Raw genomic sequence first — 24,541 nt, 5'->3', positions numbered from 1 at the left:
TCCGGGATGAGGCCATGATGAGAGGCCTCACCTCAGGGGACGTCGTCCTCCGCCGCCCGGTTCCCGACCGCCCGGTGCCCGGCCGGGGCGTCCGCCTCCTCCTGCAGCTGAAGCAGCCGCGCGTGGACGCGGGCGGCCGAGGTCTCGTCCCCGAGCCGCACGTGGCACTGCTCGAGGCCGGTCAGGGCGGCCAGGCGCACCAGGTGCGGGGCCTGTGCGTCGTCGGCCAGCAGGGAGAACAGCGTGACCCCGGTGTCCGGGGCACCGTCCTCGGCGGCCACGAAGGCGGCGAACAGCTCCGCCTGCCGTGCTCCGCCGGGGTCGTCGGCGTCCACGAACAGGTCGGCGGCCTGCAGGGCGGTGGAGACGGCCTCGTCGCCGCGGCGCAGGGCCCAGAGAGAGCGGGCACGGGTGTCCAGGTAGTCGGCCTCCTGCCAACGGGCGGCCGATTCGCGGACCAGGGCGAGGGCCTCGTCCAGCATCGTCAGGCCGGAGGGGTCTCCGAGCTCGCAGGTGACGTAGCCCAACGAGTGCAGGGCGATCGGCAGGACCGTGGGGTCCTCATCCCGGACCTGCCGGGCCAGCTGCACGGCGCGCTCGAACAGGGCCTGTGCTCGGGGCCGCTGCGCCTCGTCCTGGCGGTTGAGCAGGGCGCCGGCGGCGAGCAGGGTGCGGGCGGCGTCGTCGGCGCGGCCACAGTCTTCGAACAGGTCTGCGGCGCGCCCCCAGGCCTCGAGGGCGGAATCGGTGCGGTCCAGCTCATGGTGGGCGTGGCCGAGGTCGACGAGGGCGCGCGCCTCGTCCGCCGCCGTTCCGGTGGTCCGGGCCCGGCGGACCACGGGGCCCAGCACGTCCACGGCATCTTCGGCACGGCCGTGCATGATCAGCTGGTGGCCCCACCAGTAGGTCAGCGTCGCGGCGTCGGGGGACTCGGCGCGCTCGGCGTTCACCGCGGCGATCTCCCACGCCAGCAGCGCCGCGCGGCTCGGGGCGGCGGAGGCCCCCAGCACCCGGGCCACCAGGGCCGCGGCGGAGGCGGCGCCGCGGCGCAGGCCGGCCCGCTGCATCAGCTCCAGGGCCGCGATGCCCCAGTCCGCCGCATCGTCCAGTTTCTGCAGGGCGTGGCAGGCCAGGGCCCGGACCAGCAGCGCGGAGGCCCGCACAGCACGGCCGCAGGGGCGGGCCAGCACATCGCAGGCGGCGTCCTGTGCCCCGTCCGGGTCCGAGGTCCAGAGGCAGAGGCGGCCGCGCAGCAGCTGGGCGGAGGCCAGCGAGCCCCAGGGCAGCACGTCGCCGGCCACCTTGATGCGGCGCATGTGAGCGATGGCCTCGTCCACGAGCTGCAGGGCGCCGGCGTGGTCGCCGTCCTGGGTGCGTGCCACCGCCAGGGCCGTGAGCGCCTCGGGAAGCACCGTGTCGGCGGTGGCCCCCGCACTGCGGAGGCGGGCGCGCTCGTCCTCCACCACGCCGGCGAGCACCGTCGCCTCGAAGGCGTCCGGCTCGTGCAGCAGGGCGGCGCCGAGCTGCACCTCCAACCGGGCCTGCACGGGGTGGCCGAGCCGGCGCAGCAACGCGGCGCGGGCTTCGAGCGCCGTGGAGAGCGCGTCCGCGTCCTGCGCGATGTCCGCGGCCACTGCGGCGGCACGCCACAGGGCCAGCGCACAGTCCGGTGCACCGCTGCCCGGGGCATCGAGGCCGGCGTGCGCTGCAGCGGCGGCGCGGGCGCCGTCGTCGCCGAGGGCAGCCTCCACGGCCACATCCAGCCAGCCCAGGGCGTCGTCCGCGCGGTCCGGGGCCGGCAGCCGGGCCGAGCGCGCCGTCTTCAGCGCACCGACGAGCCGCAGCTCGTTCCGGCCGGCGGCCGGCACCTCGGGGGCCGCGCCGGCCTCGGCGGCGGAGGAGGCCACGTCCGAGGCGGGGTGGTCGGACCCGGGTGCGGGGCCGTCGTCGTGGTGGTGCACGGGGACACTCCTTTCCATCCGGACGAGGCGGGGCGGCGGCTGCCGCCGGGTCCGACCAGTATCCCAGGGCACGCGTCCGCTGCGGGGCGTGTTCACGGTCGGCGGGACCTCCGCGCGGCCCCGGCGCCTCCGCGCGGCGCCGCCGCCCCTCCGCCGCCGGCCCGGTGCGCAGGCCACCGCCACGGCCACCGTGTGCGCCCGTAGACTGGGGAACCGTCCGACCCCGCGCCCCTCACAGGAGAGCCGACGTGTCCCAGCCCACCGGCACCGTGCCCGCCGCGGCCGTCCCGTTCCAGACGCGCGCCGGCGCCTATGCGCTGATCGTGCAGGACGGCTCGGTCCTGCTCTCGGCGTGGCGCAGCCCGTCCGACGACGTCTACTGGACGCTGCCCGGCGGCGGCATCGAGCTGGGGGAGAGTCCGGAGCAGGCGTGTGTGCGCGAGGTCTGGGAGGAGACCGGACACGACTGCCGCCTGGTCGGGCTGCTCGGTGTGACCACGGGCCACATCCCCGCCGCGAGGCGCCTGCGTGGAGAGCGGGTGGACCTGCTCACCGTCCAGGTGCTGTACCGCGGACAGATCACCGGCGGGACCCTGCGTCCGGAGATCGGTGGTTCGTCCCACGATGCCCGCTGGTTCGGTCTGGACGAGCTGGACTCGGTCCTCACCTCCCCCTGGCTGACCCGGGCCCTGCGGCTCGGCGGCCACCTGCCGACGGAGGAGGACGCATGAACCGCCGCCTGCGGATCCTGGCCAGTGCCTGCGTGTTGGCCCTCGGCCTGACCGCCTGCACCGGGGACGACGAGCCGACGGGACCGCCCGCCCCGCAGGGCCCGATCTCGGTGGCCCACACGGACGCCGTGGTGTCCGAGGCCGTGGCCGCCGTAGTCGAACGCCATCTGCGCAATCGAGGCCACGAGGTCGCGGAGTCCGACCCTGTGCCGCAGCCGTGGGCACGGACGGACGAGACGACCGTCGCCGTGGTGGACACCCTGGCCTATGCCCTGCAGGTGGCGCCGGAGCAGGTCATGCCGGAGCCTCCGGAACCCACACTCAACGCTTCCCCGTCTGCATCGGCTCAGAGCACGACGACGGACCCGTCGCCTTCCGGCGGCGGCTCGCCGTCCCCGTCCCCGTCCGAGGACGGGGAAGTGGAGTCCGCCGCGGCGTCGAGCACCGAGAGCCGGACGCCCACCCCCACCCCGCTGCCGAACGGCGAGTCCGCCATGGGCGCGGACAAGGTGGACCGGTTGATCGAGGAGCACCTGGCGGCGGAGGCCGAGCGGCGCCGCGCCGCCGCGGGCTCTGCCACGCCGTCCGAGGACGCCGGCTCCGCGGGGACCGAGGCGGGCGGCACGCCCTCGGCCTCCGCCGAGCCCTCGGATGAGGTGACCGTGTTCGCGCCCTCGGCAGGCACCCTGCGCCTGACCGCGCTGGTCACGGCGTCCACGGCGTCCCGCCTGAAGCTGGAGACCATCGACGATCTCAACGTGCGGTGTGAGCCGCTCGTCGCCGCCGCCCGCGTGGACGTCAACAGCGAGTCCCGCCCGGAAGCCACGCGCCTGCTGCGCGAGCGCCTGGACCGCCTCTCCGGCTGCCGGCCGGATCAATGGCGTCCGGCGTACTCCGCCGTGACCGGTGACCTGGTCTTCGACCGCGCCCAGCTGGGCTTCGCCTACGGGATCGACCCGGCTGTGGAGGACGACGCCCTCGTGGCCCTGGAGGACTCCGGCCGCGTCCTCCCGGAGGGCCGCATCTCCGTGCTGGGCCAGGCCGAGCACATCCCGAAGGCCACCCGCGACCAGATCCGCGAGGTGATGGGCCGGATGGACGCCGAGGGACTCACCGACCTGCAGGAGTTGGTCTCCGGCCCGGACGCGCTCAGCCCCGAGGACGCCGCCCAGTACTGGCTCGTGGACCGCGGCCTCGAGGACGCCCCCGAGGACTGGGTCGTGCCGCGGCCGGGGTGGTTCTGAACCGGGACCACAGCGGACACTCGGGCGGAAGCACCTGACACGTGCTGGGCGGACGGCCCGGCCGGTGGAAGGATGGGGGCATGTCTTCCACCGGTGACCCCCGTCTGATCCGCCAGTCCTCCAAGCTGCTGGACGTCCGCTATGACGTCCGCGGCCCCATCCTGGAGGAGGCCCAGCGGATGGAGGCCGCCGGCCACCGCATCATGAAACTGAACATCGGCAACCCCGCCCCGTTCGGCTTCGAGGCCCCGGACGCCCTCCTGCAGGGCATGATCCAGCACTTGCCGCACGCACAGGGCTATTCGGACTCCAAGGGCATCTACTCGGCCCGCACCGCGGTCTCCCAGTACTACGAGTCCCGCGGCATCCGGGGCATCGGCGTGGACGACGTGTTCATCGGCAACGGCGTGTCCGAGATGATCTCCATGGTCCTGACCGCACTGCTGGACGACGGGGACGAGGTGCTGATCCCGTCCCCGGACTATCCGCTGTGGACGGGGGCGACCACCCTGGCCGGTGGCATGGCTAAGCACTACCGGTGCGTGGAGGAGGAGGGCTGGCAGCCGGACCTCGAGCACATCGAGTCGCTGGTCACCGAGCGCACCAAGGGCCTGGTCCTGATCAACCCGAACAACCCCACGGGAGCCGTGTACTCCCGTGAGACCCTTCTGGGCATGGTCGAGATCTGCCGCCGCCACAACCTGGTGCTCATGGCGGACGAGATCTACGAGAAGATCACCTACGACGGCGCCAAGCACCTCAACGCCGCCGGCCTGTCCGACGACGTGCTCACCCTGACCTTCTCCGGCCTGTCCAAGGCCTACCGCGTGGCCGGCTACCGCTCCGGCTGGGTGGCCGCCTCCGGGCCGAAGCACCGCGCCAAGGACTTCCTGGACGGGCTGACGCTGCTGGCCAACATGCGCATGTGCGCCAACGTCCCGGCCCAGCACGCCGTGCAGGTCGCCCTCGGCGGCTACCAGACCATCGACGACCTGGTGCTGCCCGGAGGCCGCCTGCTGGAGCAGCGGAACCTGGCCCAGAGGCGACTGAACGACATCGAGGGCGTGACCTGCCAGCCGGCCATGGGTGCCCTGTACCTGTTCCCGCGCCTGGACCCGGAGGTCTACGGGATCGAGGACGACGAGGGGTTCGTGCTGGACCTGCTCAGGGCCAAGAAGATCCTCGTCTCGCACGGCCGCGCCTTCAACTATGAGGACACCGACCACTTCCGCCTGGTCACCCTGCCCAGCGTGGAGGACCTCGGCATCGCCCTGGACCGTCTCGAGGACTTCCTCGCGGATTGGCGCGAGCGCCGCGTGTGACCACTCGGATCGAGAGAGGTAGGGAGAGACCGTGGGCAAGAAGAAGGACGCCAAGGCGGCGAAGGCCGTGGAGGACGTGTTCTCCTCCGAGGAAAGCCCGCTGAGCGTGGACGTGCGCACGGCGCTGCGGGCCAGGACCGCGGCCGGGGAGGTGCTGTCCCCGCCGGACGTGGACGCGGACGGCACGCCGGGCTTCGAGGGGAACAAGGCCGAGGGCCGGGCCGCGCTGTCCGCCCGCTCCGCCCGGCTGGCCGAGCTGCAGGAGCTGCTCTACGCCGCCGGCCGCGTGGACCAGGAGGCCGCCCCGAGCGTGCTGGTGGTGGTGCAGGGCATGGACACCGCGGGCAAGGGCGGGCTGATGCGCACCGTGGCCGGTGCCATGGACCCGCAGGGCGTGCGGACCGCCGCCTTCGGCAGGCCGACCGAGGAGGAGCTCGAGCACGACTTCCTCTGGCGCATCGAGCAGCAGATGCCGGAGCCGGGGCAGATCGTGGTCTTCGACCGCTCGCACTACGAGGACGTGCTGGTCCACCGGGTGGAGGGCCTGTCGCCCCGTGCCGAGGTCGACCGACGCTACGGGGCGATCCGCGAGTTCGAGGAGGCCGCGGTCGCCGCGGGCACGCGGGTCGTGAAGGTGATGCTCCACATCTCGAAGCAGGAGCAGGGCGAGCGCCTGCTGGCCCGCCTGGAGAACCCGGACAAGCACTGGAAGTACGACCCTGCGGACCTGGACACGCGCGCGAAGTGGGACGAGTACCAGCAGGCCTACGCGATCGCGATCGTCGAGACGGACTCGGACCGTGCTCCCTGGTACATCGTCCCGGCAGACCGCAAGTGGTACTCCCGCCTGGCGGTGCAGGAGATCCTCATCGCCGAGCTCGAGGACCTGGACCTGCGTTGGCCGGCCTCGACCATCGACGCGGAGGCGGAGAAGGCGAGGCTCGCCGCGCTGTGACGGCCGCGCTGTGAGATGTCTCTGCGTGTCCGATCCCTGGCGCCGGGGTGGGGGAGCGGGCGTAGCGTGGTTGCCATGAACGACACCGCGAACCCCGTGAACACCATCTCTGACACCCCGGACACAGCCCCGCTGGCCGGCCGCAAGGTCGCCTTCATCGCCACCCGCGGCGTGGAGCAGTCCGAACTGACCCGCCCCTGGGAGGCCGTGGTGGCCGCCGGAGGCACCCCGCACCTGCTGTCCCTGCAGGCCGGCACCGTCCAGGCGATGGAGGGCGACTGGGAGCACGCCGAGGTCTTCGATGTGGACTCCACGGTCGCCGACGCCGATGCCGAGGCCTACGCCGGGCTGGTCCTGCCGGGCGGCACCCTCAACGCGGACGCCGTCCGCGGCGATGAGGACGTCAAGGAGTTCGTCCGCGCCGTGCACGCCGCAGGCCGTCCGGTCGCGGCGATCTGTCATGCTCCGTGGGTCCTCATCGACGCCGGCCTGGTCGAAGGCAGGACCCTCACCTCCTACGAGTCCGTGCGCCTGGACCTGCAGCACGCCGGCGCCACCGTGAAGGACGAGGAGCTGGTGGTGGACGGGAACCTCATCACCTCCCGCACCCCGGATGATCTGGACGCCTTCTGCGCCGCAGTCGTGGAGCACATGGGCGCCTGATCCGGCGGTCTATGCCCGGCCCGTCGCAGGGCGGCAGGGACGACGACGGCCCCGCACCTCGTGGAGGTGCGGGGCCGTGCGCTGTGTCCGGGCCCCGGCCGACGGCCGGGGCGAGCCGGACGAGGGGCCGGCACTCGGGCCGGTCAGTCGTCGTCCTCGCCGGCCTGCTGGGACTCGGCGGCCTGCTGGGACTCGGCGGCCTGCTGGGACTCGGCGGCGGCGCGGACCTCGTCCAGGCGGGTGCGGGCGCCGTCGAGCCAGGCCTGGCAGCGGGCGGCCAGGGCCTCACCGCGCTCCCAGAGGGCCAGGGACTCCTCGAGTCCGGCGCCGCCGGCCTCGAGGCGGGAGACGGTCTGCACCAGCTCGGCGCGGGCCTGCTCGTAGCTCATGCGCTGGACGTCGGAGACGTCGGCGGAACTGAAGCCCTCCACGCCGGCGGTCTCGGGGGTGGTGTTCTCGGTGCTCATCGGGTCTCCTCGGAGTCGGTGGTCGGTGTGGCGGCTCAGGTGTGCGGGACGGTGCCCTCCGCCGTGCGGCGGCGGTCGTCGTCGGGCGTGGTGGTTCAGGTGTGCGGGACGGTGTCCGTGGCGGCGTCCCCGCCGTCGAGGGACCCGGTCCCGCGGGCGGGCAGGGGATGGACGGCGGTGACCTGGGCGTCGAGACGGCCGGAGGCCACCAGGACGTCCAGATCCGCGCCGACGGCCACGTCCGCGGCGTCCCGGACCACGGCGTCGCCGTGCCGGACCACCGCGTAGCCGCGATCCAGGGTCTGCTGCGGGGACAGGGATCGGACACGCGCGAGCAGGTGGTCCACGGCGTCGGCCTCGCGGTCCAGCCGAAGTCCGAGGCTGCGCCGGACGCGCTCCGTGAGGCCGGACACCTCCTCGGCACGGGAGTCCACCATGACCTGCGGGCGGGCCAGCACAGGGCGGGAGCGCAGCTGGGCCAGCTCCTGTTCGCCGGTGAGCACGCGCCGCTCGACCCCCCGGGCCAGGCGCAGGCGCATCTCCGCGATGCCCTGGCGCTCCACGGCGGCGTCTGGGACGATCCGCTTCGCCGCGTCCGTGGGCGTGGAGGTGCGCAGGTCCGCCACATCGTCCAGCACCGGACGGTCGGCCTCGTGGCCGATGGCCGAGACCACCGGGGTCCGGGCCTCGGCCACGGCACGGACGAGCTGCTCGTCCGAGAACGGGAGGACGACCTCCTCCAGGGCCCCGCCGCCGCGGGCGATCACGATGACGTCCACGTGGTCGAGGGCATCGAGTTCGGCCAGCGCCGCGGCGACCTCGCGCGGGGCGTTCGGGCCCTGCACGGCGACCTCGCGGATCTCGAACTGCGCAGCCTCCCAGCGCAGGTGCGTGTTGCGCAGGACGTCCTTCTTCGCATCCGAGTCACGGCCGGTGATCAGGCCGATGCACTGCGGCAGCACGGGAACCGGCCGCTTGCGGGAGACGTCCAGCAGGCCCTCCTCGCCGAGTCGACGGCGCAGGCGCTCGACGCGCGCGAGCAGGTCTCCGATGCCCACCGGGCGCATGTGGCTGACGGTCATGGACAGGCGGCCCGCCTTGAGCCAGAAGTTCGGGGACACGCGGGCGACCACGCGGGCTCCGGGGGTGATGCCCTCACCGAAGGTCGCGGCGACGTTGCGCCAGGCGTTGACCGGCAGGGAGACGTCCTGGTCCAGGTCCCGCATGGTCATGTACACGTTGCCGCGGTTGTTCTTGACCTCGATCAGCTGCCCCTCGATCCAGGTGGCCGGGGCGCGCTCGATGTGCCGCTTCAGGTTCTCCGAGAGCCGGGCCAGCGGCCAGGGGTTGTCCGGGGACGTGTCCGCGGCGCGTTCGGGCACGCTGGCAGGGCCGTCGCCGGCGAGGTCCGGGATCTGCTCCATGCGTCTGCCTCCGCTCTGTTGGGTCTCGTCCTGACTATCAGTACTGTGGGACACGTTAGCGCGGGTGTGGAGGTCACCCGGCCGAACCCGAAGAGGAGCCGCGTGGCCCGTCGTATCGTGTCCCTGCTGCTGGCCGTCCTGGCCGGCCTCGCCGGCGTACTCGCCGTCGTCGGTGCCGCCGTCGACCAGGCGATCCGCGCACCCGAGCTGACCCATACCGCCGTGGACCGCGTCATGGAGGATCCGGACGTGGAGGACGCCGCCCCCCGCTTCGTGCTGGACCTGGTGGAGGCAGCCCTGCCGCGGGAGATCTCCCTGGTGGCCGGCGACCTGATCCGGGAGGTCACCGACCACAGCACCGGTGCCGCGCTGCAGGACGAGCGCGTCCGTGCGGGAGTGCTCGAGTCCGCCGAGCAGGCCCGTGCGGACTGGGCGGACCGGCTCGACGCCGGCGAGGTGCAGTCCGACAGCGGCTCCGGGGACGACTCCGAAGCAGGCACGCTGACCGTCCCGCTCGGCCCGGTCGTCTCCCACGTGGGTGTCGGCCTCGTGGACGACCTCGCCGACGGCACCGCCGACCTGCTCGGCAACGACGACGGCTCCCTCGTCGTCCCCGGCGGCAGCATGTTCGGTGTGGAGATGCCGGAGACGGACCTGGCCGTCCTGTTCGACCGCGCCCGGGACGGGATCCGCGAGTTCGCCGGGCAGGACCGGCTCTCCGTGCTCGTCCACGTAGGCGGAGACGACGCCCTCGTTTCGATCTCCTCGTCCCTCGCCGACGCCCCCGCGCTGATGCGGGCCTCGGCCCACTGGGTCTGGGCCGCGGTCGCCGCCGCCGTGCTCGGCCTGGCCGCCGTGATCCTCGGCCCCGGCCGATGGCGCGGCGTCGCGATCGCCGTGGTCGGCCTGCTGCTGGTCGGCGGGGCACTGGCGATCCCTGAAGCGGTGGCCTCCCCGGATCTGGTCCGCCTCTCCGTCCCGGAGGACGCCCCGCGCTCCCTGGCCGACCTCACCGAGGCTGTCGACGGGGTCGTACGGTCCGCGGTGGCCGACTCCTTCGGCCCGAGCACGACGGGACTGCTGTACGGAGGGGGAGCGGCCGTCGTCGTGGGGCTGCTGTGGGCGGCGCTCGCCGAGCGTCGCCGGCGTTCCTGACGGCCTCGGCAGGGGCCGCCCCGTCGGGTGGACCCGACCGATAGAGTGGTGGGCATGTCCACCCCCACCACTGCATCCGCCCCCGTCTCCGTCGGCCTCGGCATTCCTCATGTGCCTCGCGTGCGCCGCAGCCGCGAGGAGATCGAGGCCGCCGCACCCGTCACCGGCCACAAGCGTGTCCTGCTCGCCGCCCCGCGCGGCTACTGCGCCGGCGTGGACCGTGCCGTGATCGCCGTGGAGAAGGCCCTCGAGGTCCATGGCGCCCCGGTCTACGTGCGCAAGGAGATCGTGCACAATCGCCATGTGGTGGACTCGCTGTCCGAGCGCGGCGTGGTGTTCGTCTCCGAGCTGGACGAGGTGCCCGAGGGTGCCGTCACCGTCTTCTCCGCCCACGGTGTGTCCCCGGCCGTGGTGGCGGACGCCGCGCAGCGGAACCTGCAGACCATCGACGCCACCTGCCCGCTGGTGACCAAGGTGCACCGCGAGGCCGTGCGCTTCGCCAAGCAGGACAAGCAGATCCTGCTGATCGGCCACGAGGGTCATGAGGAAGTCGAGGGCACCTACGGCGAGGCCCCGGAGCACACCATCGTCGTCAACGACGTGGAGGAGGCTCGCACCGTCCAGGTCGAGGACCCGGACAACCTGATCTGGCTGTCCCAGACCACCCTGTCCGTGGACGAGACCCTGGAGATCGTCTCCGTGCTGCGCGAGCGCTTCCCGAACCTCCAGGACCCGCCGTCGGACGACATCTGCTACGCCACCTCCAACCGGCAGGCCGCGGTGAAGGTCATCTCCCCGGAGGTGGACCTGATGATCGTGGTCGGCTCGGCGAACTCCTCCAACTCGGTGCGCCTGAAGGAGGTCTCCCTCGAGTACGGTGCCGCCCGTGCCGAGCGCGTGGACTTCGCACACCAGGTGGACGAGTCCTGGTTCGAGGGCGTGGCCACCGTGGGCCTGACCTCAGGTGCGTCCGTGCCGGAGGTGCTGGTCCAGGACGTCCTGGCGCTCCTGGCGGACTACGGCTACGCGGACGTGGACGAGGTGGTCACCGCGGAGGAGGACATCATGTTCTCCCTGCCCAAGGAGCTGCGCGCCGAGTTGAAGCGGATCGGGGACGAGGACCGCAACCTCGGAGGACGCCGCCGCGACTGAGCGGGGCCGCCATCGGCGAGCCAGAAGGTTTGGCACGGTCCCAGCGGCGAGCCAGAAGGTTTGGCTGGTTGATGGTGGCTTGAAGTGACCAGTTCTTCTGGTTCGGTGCCTCGGTGGCGAGCCAGAAGGTTTGGCTGGTTGATGGTGGCTTGAAGTGACCAGTTCTTCTGGTTCGGTGCCTCGGTGGCGAGCCAGAAGGTTTGGCTGGTTGATGGTGGCTTGAAGTGACCAGTTCTTCTGGTTCGGCGCCGCCGTTTCTTCTGGTTCGTAAGTTCGGCGCCGGCGCGTTCGTGCCCCGGGGAGCGCCGCCCCGGGGCACGGTGGCGTCAGTAGGTGAGGCCGAAGACCCAGACGAGCAGGGTCATGGAGGCGGCGATGATGAGCACGGTCGCGATCAGGTTGATCCAGACGCCGCCCTTCACCATCTGGCCCACGGTCACGTAGCCGGAGCCGAAGGCGATGGCGTTCGGCGGGGTGGCGACCGGGAGCATGAACGCGCAGGTGGCGGCGAGGGCCACCGGGGCGCACAGCATCAGCGGGTCGATGCCGGTGCCCATGGCCACGCCGGAGGCGACCGGGAGGAACGTCGCGGCGGTGGCGGTGTTCGAGGTCATCTCGGTCAGGAGCAGGATGCCGACGGCCGCGACGGCCACCAGGACGATCACCGGGATGCCGCCGAGGCCGGCCACCTGTTCGCCGATCCACTCGGACAGGCCGGAGTCGCTGAACTGCTTGGACAGGGCCAGACCGCCGCCGAAGAGGAGCAGCACGCCCCACGGCAGCTGGATGGCGGACTCCCAGTCCAGCAGGCGCACGCCGCGCTGGGCGTCGCCGCCGGCGGGCAGCAGGAAGAGCAGGATGCCGACGGCGATGGCGATGCCGGCGTCTGCGATCGGGGCGGAGTCCAGGCCCAGGACGTACTCGGACACCAGCGGCACGGCCACCCAGGCCAGGGCGGCGAGGACGAACAGGGCAAGCACGCGCCTTTCGCCGGAGGACATGGGGCCGAGCTTGGCCTTCTCCTCCCGGATGAGGTCCTGTCCTCCCTCGATCTGATCGATCTCCGGCCGGAAGAGGAGCTTGGTGAGCACGAACCAGCAGGCGACCATGAGCAGGATCGCCACCGGCATGCCGACGAGCATCCACTGGGCGAAGCCGATGTTCACATCGTGGGTCTCGCGCATGAAGCCGGCGAGCAGGGTGTTCGGCGGGGTGCCGATCAGCGTGCCGAGGGAGCCGATGGACGCGGCGTAGGCGATGCCGAGCATCAGGGCGGTGCCGAAGTTGGACTTGGTCAGCTTCTGGAGCTGCTGGTCGTCCATCTCGGCCGGGTCCTGTTCGAGCTCCTCGTCGGAGAGGTCCGCCTCGACGGCCTCGGCCTCGGCGCCGGTGGCGTACCGCTGCACCAGCATGAGCACGGAGATGCCGATGGGGAGCATCATCACGGCGGTGGCGGTGTTGGACACCCACATGGAGAGGAAGCCGGTGGCGATCATGAAGCCGGCGATGAGGTTCGCGGTCTTCGAGCCCATGGTGGCGAGCACGGAGAGCGCGATGCGGCGGTGCAGGTTCCAGCGCTGCATGGCCAGGGCCAGCATGAAGCCGCCCATGAAGAGGAAGATCGTGTCCGCGCCGTAGGAGGCACCGACGGCGGAGACGGACACTCCTTCGCCCTCCGGGGTCTCCGCGGCGGGGACGAACACGGGGAAGAGCACCAGCGGCAGCAGCGAGGTGGCCGGGATCGGGATGGCCTCGGTCATCCACCAGATCGCCATGAGCACGGCGGTGCCGGCGATCAGGCGCGGCCACACGCCGATGTCCGCCGGCATGAGGAAGAAGAGCAGCAGGCCGAGGGCGGGGCCGAGCAGGAGGCCGATGATGCGGTTGCGGACGGTGCCCCCGGGGACGGCCTCGGCGCGCATGCCGGGCGAGAGCTCCTGGGCGAAGTCCTTGGCCCTGGTATGGGGATCGTATTTCTTGAGGTGGTCACCGTGGACGGTGGACCGTGGCGACGAGGATGACATGGCCACTCCTTTGTGCAGTCAGGCGGGGTGCCCTGGCGGTGTCGGCGGAGGGCATGTGGTCCTCCTGTGACGTTCCTGCCCACAAGGTAACAGCGCGACAGCCGGGAATGTGCTCTGTGTCACGCGTTTCGGTCCTGCCTGTCCAGCCCGTGCGGGTCAGCGCCGCCCGTCGGACTCCTGGCCCTCAGTGCCGTCCGGCCAAAGCTCGCCCTGCTGCGCAGTGAGCTCGGGCGCGGAGAGCGGGCGGGGTAACTGCTCCACCGGCGCGGCGCCGGAGAGCGGGGGCTCCAGCTGCGGGTCCAGCTCCTGGATCCGCCGTGCGGACGGCAGCACCCGGCTCTCCAGGGTGCCGAGCAGACGGTTGTAGTGCTCCACGGACCGTCCCAGGGAGGAGCCCAGCTTCGTCAGGTGGCCGCCGAGCGTGCCGAGGCGGTCGTAGAGCTGCCGGGCGGCGGCCACCACCTGGTGGGCGTCCTCGGCGATGCGCTCCTGGCGCCAGGCATGCGCCACGGACTTCAGCGCGGTCAGCAGGGACACCGGGGCCACGAGCGCCACCCCGCGGGAGAACGCGTGGTCCAGCAGTCCGGGGTCCTCCTCGAGTGCGGTGGCCAGCAGGGACTCGGAAGGGAGGAAGCAGAGGACCAGCTCCGGGCTCTCCTCCAGCCCGGACCAGTAGGACTTCTGGGCGAGCGCGTCCACGTGGCGGCGCACGGCCGCGGCGTGACTGGCCCGCAGCTGCTCCCGACGCTCGCGGGCCTGGTCGTCGTGTTCGTCCGCCAGGTGCTGGGCGGCCACGCCGTCTGCGGCGGGGGCCTTGGCGTCCACGGCCAGGGCCTTGCCGCCGGGCAGATGCACCAGCAGGTCCGGGCGCAGCCGCTGCCCGTCGGCGCCGGAGAGCGTGACCTGCTCGGAGAAGTCCGTGTGCGCCACCATCCCTGCGGCCTCCACCACGCGGCGCAGCTGCACCTCGCCCCAGTGGCCGCGTGCGGTGGTGGACCGCAGGGTGGAGAGCAGCTCGGTGGTCCGGTGCATCAGGGCCGAGTCCGTCTGCGCCGCCTGGCGCAGCTGCTCCCCGAGGGCGGCGAACTGGTCCACGCGGTCCCGTTCCACCACGGCCACCTGTTCCTGCAGGTGGCGCATGCGCTCGCCCATCGGCGCCAGGGCCTTGAGCACGTCCGCGTCCCGCCGGCGGGCGTCCTCCTGCTCCTGCCGGCCCTGCTCGAGCATCCGTACGGACGTCTCCGCGCGGGCGAGCCGTTCGCGGGCCTGCGCGGCCTCGTCCGCGGCGCGCTCGGAGCGACGGCGCAGCTCCTCCTCACGCAGGCGGGCACGGGAGGAGAGCAGCCAGGCGGCCAGCCCGGCGCCGAGTACCAGGCCCAGGCCGAGGCCCAGGAGCAGGGAGAAGACGTCCATGCCTCCCAGGGTGCCACCCGTGGCGGACAGGATAGTCCGTCATCGCCGGTCAGGGGCGGCGCAGCGGGCCTCGGGCCACCGCTCCTCTCCGGCCCCGGGCCGCCGCCTCCCTCCGGCCCTGGTCCGCCGCGCCTGACAGGCCGCGGGCCACCGTTCCTCTTCGGCCCCGGTCCCCTGCGCCTGACCGGCCCGGAGCCTCAGAGCCAGCCGCGGTCTCGGGCCACGGCGGCGGCCTCGGCACGGGTGGAAGTGTGCGTCTTGCCGATGGCGCTGGAGAGGTGGTTGCGCACGGTGCCGGGGGACAGGTGCAGGGCGGCGGCGATCTGACGCACCGGCGCGCCCTCCAGGGCGGCACGCAGCACGTCCTGTTCGCGGCCGGTGAGGGGGCTGCCGCCCAGGGAGAGGGTCTCGGCCGCCAGCGAGGGGTCCACCACGCGCTGTCCCTGGGAGACACGGCGGACGGCGTCGGCGAGCTCCTCTGCCGGCACGTCCTTCACCACGAAGCCGTCCGCGCCGGCCTCCAGGGCGCGGGAGAGGTAGCCGGGGCGGCCGAACGTGGTGACGATCAGCGCGCGGCAGCCCAGCCCGGACGCTTTCAGCGCCGCGGCCGCCTCGATACCGTCCACGCCGGGCATCTCGACGTCCAGCAGCGCCACGTCTGCGGCGTGCTCGCGGGCCAGGTCCACGACGGCGGCGCCGGAGTCTGTCTGCGCGACGACCTGCATGTCCGGCTCCAGGTCCAGCAGCGCGGCGAGGCCGGCGCGGACCAGGGACTGGTCGTCTGCCAGCAGTAGGCGCAGCGGGGCGTCGGTGCTCACAGCGTGACCTCCACTCGGGTGCCGGGACGCTCGGTGCCCGGGTGCTCCGGGCGCACCACCAGTGTGCTTCCTGCGGCCTCGGCGCGGGCCCGCAGCCCGGCGAGACCGGTGCCGCGGCGGCTTCCCGACGACGGCCCGCTCGCCTGGGACTGTCCGCTCACCGTGCCGTCCAGGCCGACGCCGTCGTCCACGACGACGAGGCGGTCCGGTGCCAGCCGCACCCGGACCCGGTCGGCCCCGGAGTGACGCACGGCGTTGGTGACGGCTTCGCGCAGGGCCCAGGCGAAGAGTCCGGCGGCCGGCTCCGGGACCTCGGCGGCGGCCTCGATGCCGGGGACGTCCGCGCGGATGGCGGCGTCGGACAGGACGCGGCGGGCGCCGGCGAGCTCGGTGACCAGCTGCGGGGCCGCCAGGCCGTCCACGGTGGAGCGGACCTCGCCGATGGCGGTGCGGGCCAGGGCCGCGATCTGCTCGGCCTCGTCCTTCGCCCGGGCCGGGTCCGCGTCGATCAGCCGGGCGACCAGCTGAGCCTTCACGTGGACGGCGGTGAGGGAGTGGCCGAGGGCGTCGTGGACGTCCCGGGCGAGCACCTCGCGTTGGCGGGACAGGTCCAGCTCGTGCCTGACCTCGCGCATCGAGTCCTCGCTGTCCGCGGCCAGACGTACCGCCATGATCACGGCCGTCGCCACGGTCACCGAGACGGTCAGCCATGTCCGCCCCTCGCCGTCGGTGAGCAGCTGGGCGAGCGTCACCCCGATGACCGCCACGACGACGGCGGCCACCAGGGCGATCCGGCGCCGTTGAGAGAAGATCCAGACCGCCGAGAAGTAGGGCAGCACGTTCAGCGCTGCGGTCCCGGCGACGGTGGCGAAGACGGCGGTGACCGCGCCGAGCAGCAGCGTGTAGCCGGCGGCGTTGACCGGGCGCGGCCATGACGGGAACGGACGCGGCGCGACGAAGGCCGTGAGGTAGACGGCGGTGAAGGCCAGCCCGGAGCCCACGGAGACCAGCGCGCCGACGGCGTCCCCGGACCGCACCCGGTCTACCGTCACGGACGCGACGGCCATGAGGAGGAAGACCAGCCAGACGCCGGCGAAGCCGAGCACCGCCGGCCACTCCTCGCGCGGCAGGGTGCGCGCGGGGCGGTCGTCGGGCTCGGCCTGCGCCGGGTCGGTGTGCACGGTGCTCATGCGCGGGAGGTCCTCCGTCGGTTCGCGAGCAGGCAGATCGCCAGGAACACCAGCGTCCATGCGGCCACGTTCAGGACCGCCGCCCACAGCGGATCCGTGGTGACGCTGCCGTCGACGGCGACGACCTGCCCCTCCATCATGGGCCATCGGGCCAGGACGCCCGAGCCGTACAGCGGGGTGAAGCGAGCGATGTCCAGCAGCACGCCGTTGAGCGGCATGAACAGGTTGCCGAGGAAGCCGAACACCACGAGCATGCCGGAGGCGGCGGACACAGCGGCTTCGGAGCGGAACAGCAGGGCCGCGGCGAGGCCGTAGAAGGCGAACGGTACGGCGGCCAGCAGGGTCAGCCCGGCCGAGGCCGCCCAACGCCAGACATCGTCCAGCTCGGCTCCGGTGACGGCGCCCACGGCGTAGACCAGCGCCACCGGCAATGCGGCGATGCACACGGCCACGAGCGCCTTGCCGACCATGTACGAGGTGCCGGACAGGGCCGTCAGGGACAGCTGGCGACCCCAGCCGAGCTGCCGTTCCACGGCGGCCGAGCCGGAGATCGCCGTGGTGGCGGTGACGGCGCCGTACAGGGCCATGGAGACCATCGTGTGGGCGACCATGTTGCCGTTCTCCATCCGGACGTCGCCCCAGTCCGCCAGCGCGCCGAACATCAGGAACAGCGCCGTGGGCAGCACGGCGATGAAGAAGATCGACTCGACCATCTTCAGCTGGCGGACGAGGTCGTGCCGGACGAAGGAGGCCAGGCGCGAGGCGGGGCCGCGGACGGAGGACAGGCCGGGGTTCGCGGACCCGGCGGCGGTGCCGGCGGCAGAGGCTGCGGTGAAGGAGGGGGAGGTCATGGGGTGGTCCTATCTGTGGACAGGGCTGGGCCGCACGCCGGGCGACGGGCGGCGGCAGGATCGGGGGCGGCGGCCGTCAGGCCGTGAGGTCCAGGAAGACGCGGTCCAGGGTGGCGCGCTCCACCTCGACGTCCCGGCCGAGACCCTCAGAGAGCAGGGCCGCCACCAGGCGGTCGGAGGCGTCCGCTCCGTCGGCCACGGAGAAGGCGACGCGCTCGCCGGAGGCGCGGGAGCCGGCGTCGGGAAGGAGGGCGCCGAAGCGGCCGGCGACCTCGGCGGGCGAGCCGGGGCCGGCCCAGGTGCAGGAGACCGTGCGCGGGGCGCCGGCGGTGAGCTCGTGGACCGTGCCGGAGGTGTGGATGCGGCCGGAACGCATGAGCACGATGCGGTCGGCGAAGTCCGCGGCCTCCTGGAGGTAGTGGGTGGCGAACACGACCGTGCGGCCGCGGTCCGCCTCCGCGTGCATGGCGTCCCAGAACTCGGCGCGGGCGGACACGTCCATGCCGGCGGTGGGCTCGTCCAGGATCAGCAGCTCGGGGTCGGTGAGCAGGGCCAGGCCGAAGCGCAGCCGCTGCTTCTCACCACCCGAGCATTTCTTCACCTTGCGGGCGGCGATCCGCTCGAGCCCGGCGCGCTCGACCACGTCCTCCACGGGGAGATGGCGGCGATGGCAGCCGGCGATGTAGCGCAGCGTCTCCGCCACGGTCAGGTCGTCCAGCAGCGCGCCGGTCTGCAGGACGGCGCCCACTCGGCCGTCGGCCACGGCGCCACGGGGGCTGCAGCCGAACACCTCGAGGCGGCCGGAGGAGGGGACGGTGAAGCCCAGCACCATGTCCAGGAAGGTCGTCTTGCCGGCGCCGTTCGGCCCGAGCAGGGCCATCACCTCGCCGCGCGGGACGGACAGGTCCACGCCGTCCACGGCGCGCACCTTCCCGAAGTGCCGGTGGACGTCTTCGGCGGCGATGACGAGGTCGGGGCGCTCGTCGGCGGCCGGGACGGCGGACGTCGTCGCGGTGGGTGGGGCGGTGGTCTCGGGGGCTGAGGTCTGCTGTCGGCTGGTCATGTGACCAGCCTCGACGGATGCGGTGGAGAACGGATCTGCCGGGCGTCACCACTTCGCCATGACGGATGTCATGGGTGCGGCTCAGGCCAGCGGATTGGGTCCGTTGCCCACCACGGTCGGCTCGCCGAGCGTCTGCGGGGCCTCGCCCGTCTCCTGGTCACCGACGCTGTGCAGGAACACCAGGCGCACGGACTGTGCCGTGCCAGCCTCGAAGGACTCCACGAAGTAGGCCGGGGCGAGCCCGTCCTCCTGCTCCACGCCGCCGTGGAACACGGCCACCGCCTTGGCCGGGCGCGGGTCGATCTTCGCCACGAAGCCGGCGGAGTCCTCCGGGGTCATCTCCGGGCTCGTCCACATGCCGCGCATGCCGTCCGCGGTCATGGCCAAGACGGTGGGTTCGAGGTCCTCTCCGCGGCCCATCAGGTCCAGCCCGTGCTCCACGGCCAGGCCGATCAGCGGGACCATCTCGTCCGAGGGGCCGACCACGCCCTCGGGCGAGGTGCCCTCGGAGGGCGAGGTGCCGTCGTCGGGAAGCGGACTGCCGATGGGGGAGGTGTTCTGGTTCACAGGGACCACGCTACCCGTCCCGGCGCGCCGGTAGGATGGTCCACCGTGGCACTGACTATCGGATTCGTGGGACTTCCCAATGTGGGCAAGTCGACCCTCTTCAACGCACTCACCCGCCAGAGCGTCCTCGCGGCGAACTATCCGTTCGCGACGATCGAGCCGAACGTGGGCGTGGTGAACCTGCCGGACGAGCGCCTGCCGCAGCTGGCCGAGATCTTCGGCTCCGAGCGGATCCTTCCGGCCACGGTGTCCTTCGTGGACATCGCGGGCATCGTGAAGGGTGCCTCCGAGGGCGAGGGGCTGGGCAACCAGTTCCTGGCGAACATCCGTGAGGCCCACGCGATCGCCCAGGTGGTGCGCGCCTTCGAGGACGGCGACGTGGTGCATGTGGACGGCACGGTGAACCCGGCCTCGGACATGGAGACCATCAACACCGAGCTGATCATCGCGGACCTGCAGACCGTGGAGAAGGCGATCCCGCGCATCGAGAAGGAGGTCAAGGGCAAGAAGCGCACCCAGGCCGAGCTGGACGCGCTGAAGGCCGCCCAGGCCGTCCTCGAGCGCGGGGACACCATCTTCACCGGCGTGACGAAAGACGGGCTGGAACTGGAGCACCTGCGCGAGCTCAACCTCCTCACCGCCAAGCCCTTCATCTACGTGTTCAACTCGGACGAGGCCGTGCTGGCCGACGAGGCCAGGCAGGCCGAGCTGCGCGAGCTTGTGGCCCCAGCGCAGGCCGTGTTCCTGGACGCCAAGCTCGAATCCGAGCTCGTGGATCTCTCCGCGGAGGAGGCCGCCGAGATGCTGGAGATGGCCGGTCAGGAGGAGTCCGGCCTGGACCAGCTGGCCCGCGTGGGCTTCTCCACCTTGGGCCTGCAGACCTACCTGACGGCCGGGCCGAAGGAGACGCGCGCCTGGACCATTCCCGTCGGAGCGACGGCGCCCGAGGCTGCCGGCGTGATCCACACCGACTTCCAGCGCGGCTTCATCAAGGCCGAGATCGTGAGCTTCGACGACCTGGTTGCTGCGGGGTCAATGGCGGAGGCGAAGGCCGCGGGCAAGGTGCGCATGGAAGGCAAGGACTACGTCATGCGGGATGGTGACGTGGTCGAGTTCCGGTTCAACGTGTGAGTCCCTGCCCCCTGAGGGCTTCTCGACGACGGCCGGCCCCGGAACACTTCCGGGGCCGGCCGTTGTGCGCCGCGGTTGATGGCTTTCGCTGGGAAGGAGGGGCTCCTCACGGCTTTACGCGGAGACTGCGTTCAGCTTTCCGCGTGCCGCCTATACCCGTAGAAATCAGTCTGGGTCTCGTTGATCCAGAGCTCGGCCTCCTGCCGCGGGTCGTCCGGGCGCTCCACGCGCAGGGTGCGGCCATAGGCCTCGTCCACCAGTGCCACGCGGAAGCCGGCCTGCTCCAGCGGCTCCTTCAGCGCCTCCACGTCGGTGGCCTCGAAGGCCATCACCGTGGACTCGTCCTCGCCCACGTGCACGCCCACCAGGCCGTCACCGGCGAGGTCGGCCCAGTCGCCGCTGTCCGAGGTCAGCCGCCTCTGCAGCCCCTGGCCTGCGAGCATCTGTGCGGTCTCCTCGACCTGCGGTGTGCACAGCAGCGGGGCCACCTGCACGGCGCCGCTCTTCACCGGCAGCTCACCTCGGACCTCCTCGAGGCCGAACTCCACGCCGGGGGCGTCTCCGGAGGCGACTGAGAGCCGACCGCCGGCGAACTCGGCCAGGTGAGTGCCGTCGTCGTGGTGCCGGACCGTGGCGCGGAGCGCCGAGGCCAGGGCGACCCACCGCTCGGGGTGCGGGGTGGTGACGATGGGGTGCACGATCATTTCGTGTCCTCCTCGAGGTAGGCGGTCAGGGCCTTCTCCACGAGCGCGGAGAGGCTGGTGTTCTCATCCACCGCGCGGTGCTTCACCCGGGTGACGAGCTCGCGCGGCAGGTAGACGTTGAACTGGGACTTCTCGGACATGGATAGGATGCTAGCAAACTAGGTGATGGGGTGGGCGCGCAGGCCTGGTGTAGGTGGTCATGCGAGCCGTGACCGCAGCCCTGATGCCTTGTGAGCACCCCGGCGGTCCCGAGTGTTCACCAGCGAGCGAGCAGCACGACGACGGCACGCAGGCCGGCCGATACAATCGGCCCCATGCGCGTACTTGTCACCGGCGGCGCCGGATTCCTTGGTTCCCACACCGTCAGTGTCCTGCTCGACGCCGGTCACGATGTCTTCGTGCTCGACAGCCTGGTCTCGAGCACGATCGTTCCCCTGGAGCGGGTGGCGGAGCTGGCTGGTGTGACGTTCGGAGGACCGCGCCTCAGGTTTCACAGAGCCGACGTACGTGAGCCCGTGTCCTATAGGGAGACCGTGCAGGGATTCGGCCCGGATGCCGTCGTCCACTTCGCCGGACTGAAATCGCCTACGGAGTCACTCGCCGATCCGGCATCGTATTACACGGTGAACGTTGCCGGTACCGCCGCAGTCGCCCAGGTCGCGGGTGCCGCTGGTGTCCGCGCCTTCCTCTTTTCCTCCTCCGCCACGGTGTACGGGGATGAAGCGCCGGTGCCGGTGGGGGAAGATGCCGCTGTCGCGCCGGTCACCCCCTACGGGCACTCCAAGCTCATGGCGGAGCAGGTGCTCCGGCATATGCACGAGGCGGAGCGTCACATGGGGGTGGCTGTGCTGCGCTACTTCAACCCCGTCGGGGCGCATCCCTCCGGTCGTCTCGGGGAGGACCCGCAGGGCGTTCCCGCCAACCTGATGCCGTTCGTGGCGCGAGTCGCGGGCGGGCGATACGAGAAACTGAACGTCTTCGGCGCTGATTTCGCCACACGTGACGGCAGCGCCGTGCGGGACTTCATCCACGTCATGGACCTGGCGGAGGCCCACGTGGCCACCCTTGAATGGATGGTGGCCCGGCCCGGGGAAGAGGTCGGGGTGCGGGTCTGGAACATCGGCCGCGGGGAAGGCGTGACGGTTTTCGAGATGATTCAGGCTTTCGAACGCGTTACCGGCCGCCCGGTGCCGTTCCAGGTCGTCGAGCGCCGACCCGGTGACATCGCTGCGTCATGCGCGTCTGTGGATGCCATCGCTGAGACCGTGGGGTGGCGGGCTTGTCGTGATACCGACGCCATGGTGCGTGATCTCTGGGCGTGGCAGCAGGCCAATCCCTCGGGCTACGCGGGGGACTCTCACTGACGCAGAGACGGACGCCCCACGCAGCCGCGCGGCCGCTCGCTGTGGGACACGTCAGCCCTAGGACATGTGCTCCAGCGCGGGCGCGATGACGTCCATGGCCGTATCGATCTGCCGTGCGGCGGTCGCCATGGCCTCTGGGCCCCGCTTGTATGGATCCTGCACCTCGTCGCTCGGATCGGCGGAGCGATGCGCCCAGAGGTGTGCGACAAGGCGGTCCAGCTCCAGGTCTGGGGGCAGGTCCGACATGATTCGGGCCGCCTGGCACAGCAGCAACACCTTGCGCCCGTGCTGGGGCCAGGCGTCGAGGATCCATCGCCGGTGGTCTGGACCCATGGTCAGCACGAGATCCGCTTCCTCCAGGAGACTTCGGGTGAGCTGGCGTGCGACGTGCTGGGACGGGTCTCCGGCGGCGTGAACCTCTGCGGCCATGGGCGGATCCATGGGATGTTCGACCAGCGCGCGCGTTCCTGCCGAGCCGAACTCGACGCCCTGGATGCCGCGGGCGCGACTGGTCACATCGGCGTAGGCGGAACGACAAATGTTGGCCGTGCAGACGAAAAGGACCTTGAAGGGACCTTCGTGTCTGAGCGCTAGACGATCTCCATCGCCGGACTGCAACGGGAATCGTGTCGTCAACGTGAATCGTGTCATCGGTTCGGCTCCTCATCGTCGTGGACGCGCCGGGGTACGCTCCCCACTGGAGCGCTCGGGACACAAGATACCCGCGTGGTCTCCGCCGCATCGGGTGATCAGGCCGTAGGGTCCCCCACGGATTGCCCTTCCCTGTCCGAGACTTTGCCCTTCCTTGTCCGAAACTTGGGATAAGGTAGACCGAGCTCGCATGCGGGATGGACAGCCCGCGGCTGACCGGTGAGGCTCTCGCTAGGCAACAGGCGCCGCGAACGTCACGCTGCCATTGGTAGGTCCATATCGTGGCGAACTTCATAGGAGTCTCGATCGAGGGAACGTGATGGATCTTCAGCAGTACCTACAGACCTTCCGCAAGTACTGGCGTAGCACCCTGGCCGTGTTGTTGCTGTGCACGGGCGCGGCTGTCGCGTTCACGTACGTGCAGACGCCGAAGTACAGCTCCACGTCGTCGGCGCTCATCGCGGTGGACACGGCGGCTTCAGCCGGTGAGTTGTCCTCCGGCGCCATCTACGCCGAGCGGCAGGTCTCCTCCTTCGTCGCCCTCGCCGACAGCGCCCTCGTGCTCGAGCCGGTCATCGATGAACTGGGTCTGGACGTGACACCACAGGCCTTGCGGAGTCGCGTCTCGGTGTCGGCTCCCGCAGGCACCTCCATCGTCGACGTCACGGTCACGGACACGAATGCCGGACGTGCGAGCGAGATCGCCAACGCGATCACGGCAAGCCTCAAGAACGTCACCAGCGACGTCGTGCCCACCGGTCCTGACGGGGACGAGATTGTCACCGTCACGGTGGTGGAGCCGGCGACGGAGTCGTCCCGACCGGTGTCACCGCGTCCCGTCCTGAACATCGCCCTCGGATTGATTGCGGGCCTCGTCCTGGGCCTGGGCCAGGCGCTGGTGCGGCGCCTGCTGGACTCCCGTATCCGAACGAGGGATGACCTGGAGGACATCACCGACGCACCGGTCTTGGCCTCCGTGGTCCATCACAAGGGGCCGAGCAAGGCCACGCCCGGCCGCGGCATGGCCCGGGCCAGCGGTGAGTCGTATCGGAAACTGCGCACCGCCGTGGGCTTCGTCGCTCTCGGCGGTGAACGGCGTTCCTCCATCGTTGTCACCTCGTCTGTGCAGGGTGAGGGCAAGACTGAGACCTCCACCAACCTTGCCAAGGTCCTGGCCGAGGCTGGTGCGCGGGTCCTGTTGGTTGACGCGGATCTGCGCCGCCCGCAGGTGGGCGCCAGACTGGGCCTGGACGACGAGCTGGGCTTGTCCGACGTGCTGACCGGCCGGGCCGACCTCAACGACGTGATGCTGTCCGTGGACGACCTGTCGGTCCTCACCGCCGGAACGGTTCCCCCGAATCCGTCTGAGCTGCTGGGGTCGGAGGCCATGGCGGAACTGCTCGCCCTCCTCGAGACGCACTTCGAGTACGTCATCCTCGATGCACCCCCACTGCTGCCCGTGACCGACGCGGCAATCCTTAGCCACCAGGCCGGCGGCGCCGTCGTGGTGGCACGCTCGGGGGTTGCGCGCCAGAACCAGCTCACGGAGGCGCTGTCGACTCTCGAGGCCGCCGACGCGTCCGTGTACGGCATCGTGCTCAACGACGTCCCGGTGTCGCAGATCGACGGATACTTCCAGTACTATGGCTGAGGTGGAGGCCTCCTCCCACGTGGGAGCGGCGCTCTCTGCG

At 71.6% G+C, this 24,541-nt stretch carries 23 protein-coding genes; 10 read left to right on the top strand and 13 right to left on the bottom strand.

All coding sequences use genetic code 11. The features are described from left to right. Window positions 1–32: 32 nt before the first annotated feature. Window positions 33–1,961 (bottom strand): hypothetical protein, encoded by a 1,929-nt coding sequence (locus CEQ11_RS10325; protein WP_088478551.1) that lies wholly within the window; start codon window positions 1,959–1,961, stop codon window positions 33–35. A gap of 248 nt (window positions 1,962–2,209) precedes the next feature. Between CEQ11_RS10325 and CEQ11_RS10320 the strand changes: the two genes are divergently transcribed. From CEQ11_RS10320 to CEQ11_RS10300, 5 genes are all read left to right on the top strand, one after another. After that, window positions 2,210–2,692 carry an NUDIX hydrolase gene (locus CEQ11_RS10320; RefSeq protein ID WP_088478550.1) on the top strand — a complete coding sequence of 161 codons (483 nt, stop codon included), beginning with the start codon at window positions 2,210–2,212 and terminating at the stop codon, window positions 2,690–2,692. After that, entirely contained in the window at window positions 2,689–3,936 is a 1,248-nt protein-coding gene (locus CEQ11_RS10315) for a hypothetical protein (RefSeq protein ID WP_102957522.1), read from the top strand. Before CEQ11_RS10320 ends, CEQ11_RS10315 begins: the two co-directional genes overlap by 4 nt. A gap of 80 nt (window positions 3,937–4,016) precedes the next feature. After that, window positions 4,017–5,258 (top strand): pyridoxal phosphate-dependent aminotransferase, encoded by a 1,242-nt coding sequence (locus CEQ11_RS10310; RefSeq protein ID WP_088478548.1) that lies wholly within the window; start codon window positions 4,017–4,019, stop codon window positions 5,256–5,258. A 31-nt stretch (window positions 5,259–5,289) separates the two neighbouring features. Continuing rightward, complete coding sequence (locus CEQ11_RS10305; protein ID WP_369804924.1) at window positions 5,290–6,213, top strand: PPK2 family polyphosphate kinase; 924 nt, start codon at window positions 5,290–5,292, stop codon at window positions 6,211–6,213. 75 nt (window positions 6,214–6,288) lie between these two features. Further along, a complete protein-coding gene (locus CEQ11_RS10300) occupies window positions 6,289–6,876 on the top strand; it encodes a type 1 glutamine amidotransferase domain-containing protein (RefSeq protein WP_088478547.1) in 588 nt (195 codons plus the stop codon). A gap of 143 nt (window positions 6,877–7,019) precedes the next feature. Here the strand turns inward: CEQ11_RS10300 and CEQ11_RS10295 are convergent, their stop codons facing one another. Beyond that, window positions 7,020–7,343, bottom strand: coding sequence for an exodeoxyribonuclease VII small subunit (locus CEQ11_RS10295; protein WP_088478546.1), 324 nt, complete (start codon window positions 7,341–7,343; stop codon window positions 7,020–7,022). Window positions 7,344–7,438: 95 nt separating this feature from the next. Beyond that, on the bottom strand, window positions 7,439–8,767 hold the full coding sequence (gene xseA, locus CEQ11_RS10290) for an exodeoxyribonuclease VII large subunit (protein ID WP_088478545.1): 1,329 nt from the start codon (window positions 8,765–8,767) through the stop codon (window positions 7,439–7,441). A 102-nt stretch (window positions 8,768–8,869) separates the two neighbouring features. Between xseA and CEQ11_RS10285 the strand changes: the two genes are divergently transcribed. Both CEQ11_RS10285 and CEQ11_RS10280 read left to right on the top strand, forming a co-directional pair. Beyond that, window positions 8,870–9,922, top strand: coding sequence for a hypothetical protein (locus tag CEQ11_RS10285; protein WP_088478544.1), 1,053 nt, complete (start codon window positions 8,870–8,872; stop codon window positions 9,920–9,922). A gap of 54 nt (window positions 9,923–9,976) precedes the next feature. Then, window positions 9,977–11,074, top strand: coding sequence for a 4-hydroxy-3-methylbut-2-enyl diphosphate reductase (locus CEQ11_RS10280; protein ID WP_088479013.1), 1,098 nt, complete (start codon window positions 9,977–9,979; stop codon window positions 11,072–11,074). A 326-nt stretch (window positions 11,075–11,400) separates the two neighbouring features. Here CEQ11_RS10280 and CEQ11_RS10275 read toward each other — a convergent pair whose 3' ends face one another. From CEQ11_RS10275 to CEQ11_RS10245, 7 genes are all read right to left on the bottom strand, one after another. After that, on the bottom strand, window positions 11,401–13,098 hold the full coding sequence (locus tag CEQ11_RS10275; RefSeq protein WP_070637637.1) for a DASS family sodium-coupled anion symporter: 1,698 nt from the start codon (window positions 13,096–13,098) through the stop codon (window positions 11,401–11,403). A gap of 156 nt (window positions 13,099–13,254) precedes the next feature. After that, window positions 13,255–14,511, bottom strand: a complete 1,257-nt coding sequence (locus tag CEQ11_RS10270; protein WP_088478543.1) for a DNA recombination protein RmuC — start codon at window positions 14,509–14,511, stop codon at window positions 13,255–13,257. A gap of 197 nt (window positions 14,512–14,708) precedes the next feature. Beyond that, entirely contained in the window at window positions 14,709–15,329 is a 621-nt protein-coding gene (locus tag CEQ11_RS10265) for a response regulator transcription factor (protein WP_227718844.1), read from the bottom strand. After that, window positions 15,326–16,519: a sensor histidine kinase gene (locus CEQ11_RS10260; RefSeq protein WP_193763019.1), complete on the bottom strand. Its 1,194-nt coding sequence runs from the start codon at window positions 16,517–16,519 to the stop codon at window positions 15,326–15,328. Before CEQ11_RS10260 ends, CEQ11_RS10265 begins: the two co-directional genes overlap by 4 nt. After that, entirely contained in the window at window positions 16,516–17,370 is an 855-nt protein-coding gene (locus tag CEQ11_RS10255) for an ABC transporter permease (protein ID WP_369804923.1), read from the bottom strand. The genes CEQ11_RS10260 and CEQ11_RS10255 overlap by 4 nt, the downstream gene beginning before the upstream one ends. A gap of 76 nt (window positions 17,371–17,446) precedes the next feature. Then, a complete protein-coding gene (locus CEQ11_RS10250; RefSeq protein WP_088478541.1) occupies window positions 17,447–18,433 on the bottom strand; it encodes an ABC transporter ATP-binding protein in 987 nt (328 codons plus the stop codon). 81 nt (window positions 18,434–18,514) lie between these two features. Continuing rightward, a complete protein-coding gene (locus CEQ11_RS10245) occupies window positions 18,515–19,000 on the bottom strand; it encodes a hypothetical protein (RefSeq protein ID WP_227718843.1) in 486 nt (161 codons plus the stop codon). Between the two features lie 45 nt (window positions 19,001–19,045). On the opposite strand from CEQ11_RS10245, the gene ychF reads away from it, so the two are divergent. Beyond that, window positions 19,046–20,131: a redox-regulated ATPase YchF gene (gene ychF, locus CEQ11_RS10240; protein ID WP_088478540.1), complete on the top strand. Its 1,086-nt coding sequence runs from the start codon at window positions 19,046–19,048 to the stop codon at window positions 20,129–20,131. Between the two features lie 131 nt (window positions 20,132–20,262). Here the strand turns inward: ychF and CEQ11_RS10235 are convergent, their stop codons facing one another. Beyond that, window positions 20,263–20,835 carry a hypothetical protein gene (locus tag CEQ11_RS10235; protein WP_088478539.1) on the bottom strand — a complete coding sequence of 191 codons (573 nt, stop codon included), beginning with the start codon at window positions 20,833–20,835 and terminating at the stop codon, window positions 20,263–20,265. Then, window positions 20,832–20,975, bottom strand: a complete 144-nt coding sequence (locus CEQ11_RS10230; RefSeq protein WP_088478538.1) for a CopG family transcriptional regulator — start codon at window positions 20,973–20,975, stop codon at window positions 20,832–20,834. The genes CEQ11_RS10235 and CEQ11_RS10230 overlap by 4 nt, the downstream gene beginning before the upstream one ends. Before the next feature lie 174 nt (window positions 20,976–21,149). On the opposite strand from CEQ11_RS10230, the gene galE reads away from it, so the two are divergent. Continuing rightward, window positions 21,150–22,199, top strand: a complete 1,050-nt coding sequence (galE, locus tag CEQ11_RS10225) for a UDP-glucose 4-epimerase GalE (RefSeq protein WP_088478537.1) — start codon at window positions 21,150–21,152, stop codon at window positions 22,197–22,199. 57 nt (window positions 22,200–22,256) lie between these two features. Here the strand turns inward: galE and CEQ11_RS10220 are convergent, their stop codons facing one another. Continuing rightward, window positions 22,257–22,850, bottom strand: coding sequence for a low molecular weight phosphatase family protein (locus CEQ11_RS10220; RefSeq protein WP_088478536.1), 594 nt, complete (start codon window positions 22,848–22,850; stop codon window positions 22,257–22,259). Window positions 22,851–23,169: 319 nt separating this feature from the next. Between CEQ11_RS10220 and CEQ11_RS10215 the strand changes: the two genes are divergently transcribed. Beyond that, on the top strand, window positions 23,170–24,501 hold the full coding sequence (locus CEQ11_RS10215) for a polysaccharide biosynthesis tyrosine autokinase (RefSeq protein WP_088478535.1): 1,332 nt from the start codon (window positions 23,170–23,172) through the stop codon (window positions 24,499–24,501). Window positions 24,502–24,541: the final 40 nt, after the last annotated feature.

This window comes from Micrococcus sp. FDAARGOS_333 (assembly GCF_002206575.2).
Taxonomy (GTDB): Bacteria; Actinomycetota; Actinomycetes; order Actinomycetales; family Micrococcaceae; genus Micrococcus; species Micrococcus lylae.
Note: the sequence above shows the minus strand (reverse complement) of the source record. Positions and strands in the feature narration are given on the sequence as shown.

Coding starts and splice junctions, on each gene's coding strand:
- CEQ11_RS10250 (WP_088478541.1), bottom strand. CDS start 18,433: ATGACCAGCCGACAGCAGACCTCAGCCCCCGAGACCACCGCCCCACCC.
- CEQ11_RS10275 (WP_070637637.1), bottom strand. CDS start 13,098: ATGTCATCCTCGTCGCCACGGTCCACCGTCCACGGTGACCACCTCAAG.
- CEQ11_RS10220 (WP_088478536.1), bottom strand. CDS start 22,850: ATGACACGATTCACGTTGACGACACGATTCCCGTTGCAGTCCGGCGAT.
- CEQ11_RS10255 (WP_369804923.1), bottom strand. CDS start 17,370: ATGACCTCCCCCTCCTTCACCGCAGCCTCTGCCGCCGGCACCGCCGCC.
- CEQ11_RS10300 (WP_088478547.1), top strand. CDS start 6,289: ATGAACGACACCGCGAACCCCGTGAACACCATCTCTGACACCCCGGAC.
- CEQ11_RS10295 (WP_088478546.1), bottom strand. CDS start 7,343: ATGAGCACCGAGAACACCACCCCCGAGACCGCCGGCGTGGAGGGCTTC.
- xseA (WP_088478545.1), bottom strand. CDS start 8,767: ATGGAGCAGATCCCGGACCTCGCCGGCGACGGCCCTGCCAGCGTGCCC.
- CEQ11_RS10260 (WP_193763019.1), bottom strand. CDS start 16,519: ATGAGCACCGTGCACACCGACCCGGCGCAGGCCGAGCCCGACGACCGC.
- CEQ11_RS10230 (WP_088478538.1), bottom strand. CDS start 20,975: ATGTCCGAGAAGTCCCAGTTCAACGTCTACCTGCCGCGCGAGCTCGTC.
- CEQ11_RS10310 (WP_088478548.1), top strand. CDS start 4,017: ATGTCTTCCACCGGTGACCCCCGTCTGATCCGCCAGTCCTCCAAGCTG.
- galE (WP_088478537.1), top strand. CDS start 21,150: ATGCGCGTACTTGTCACCGGCGGCGCCGGATTCCTTGGTTCCCACACC.
- CEQ11_RS10315 (WP_102957522.1), top strand. CDS start 2,689: ATGAACCGCCGCCTGCGGATCCTGGCCAGTGCCTGCGTGTTGGCCCTC.
- CEQ11_RS10235 (WP_088478539.1), bottom strand. CDS start 20,835: ATGATCGTGCACCCCATCGTCACCACCCCGCACCCCGAGCGGTGGGTC.
- CEQ11_RS10270 (WP_088478543.1), bottom strand. CDS start 14,511: ATGGACGTCTTCTCCCTGCTCCTGGGCCTCGGCCTGGGCCTGGTACTC.
- CEQ11_RS10215 (WP_088478535.1), top strand. CDS start 23,170: ATGGATCTTCAGCAGTACCTACAGACCTTCCGCAAGTACTGGCGTAGC.
- CEQ11_RS10280 (WP_088479013.1), top strand. CDS start 9,977: ATGTCCACCCCCACCACTGCATCCGCCCCCGTCTCCGTCGGCCTCGGC.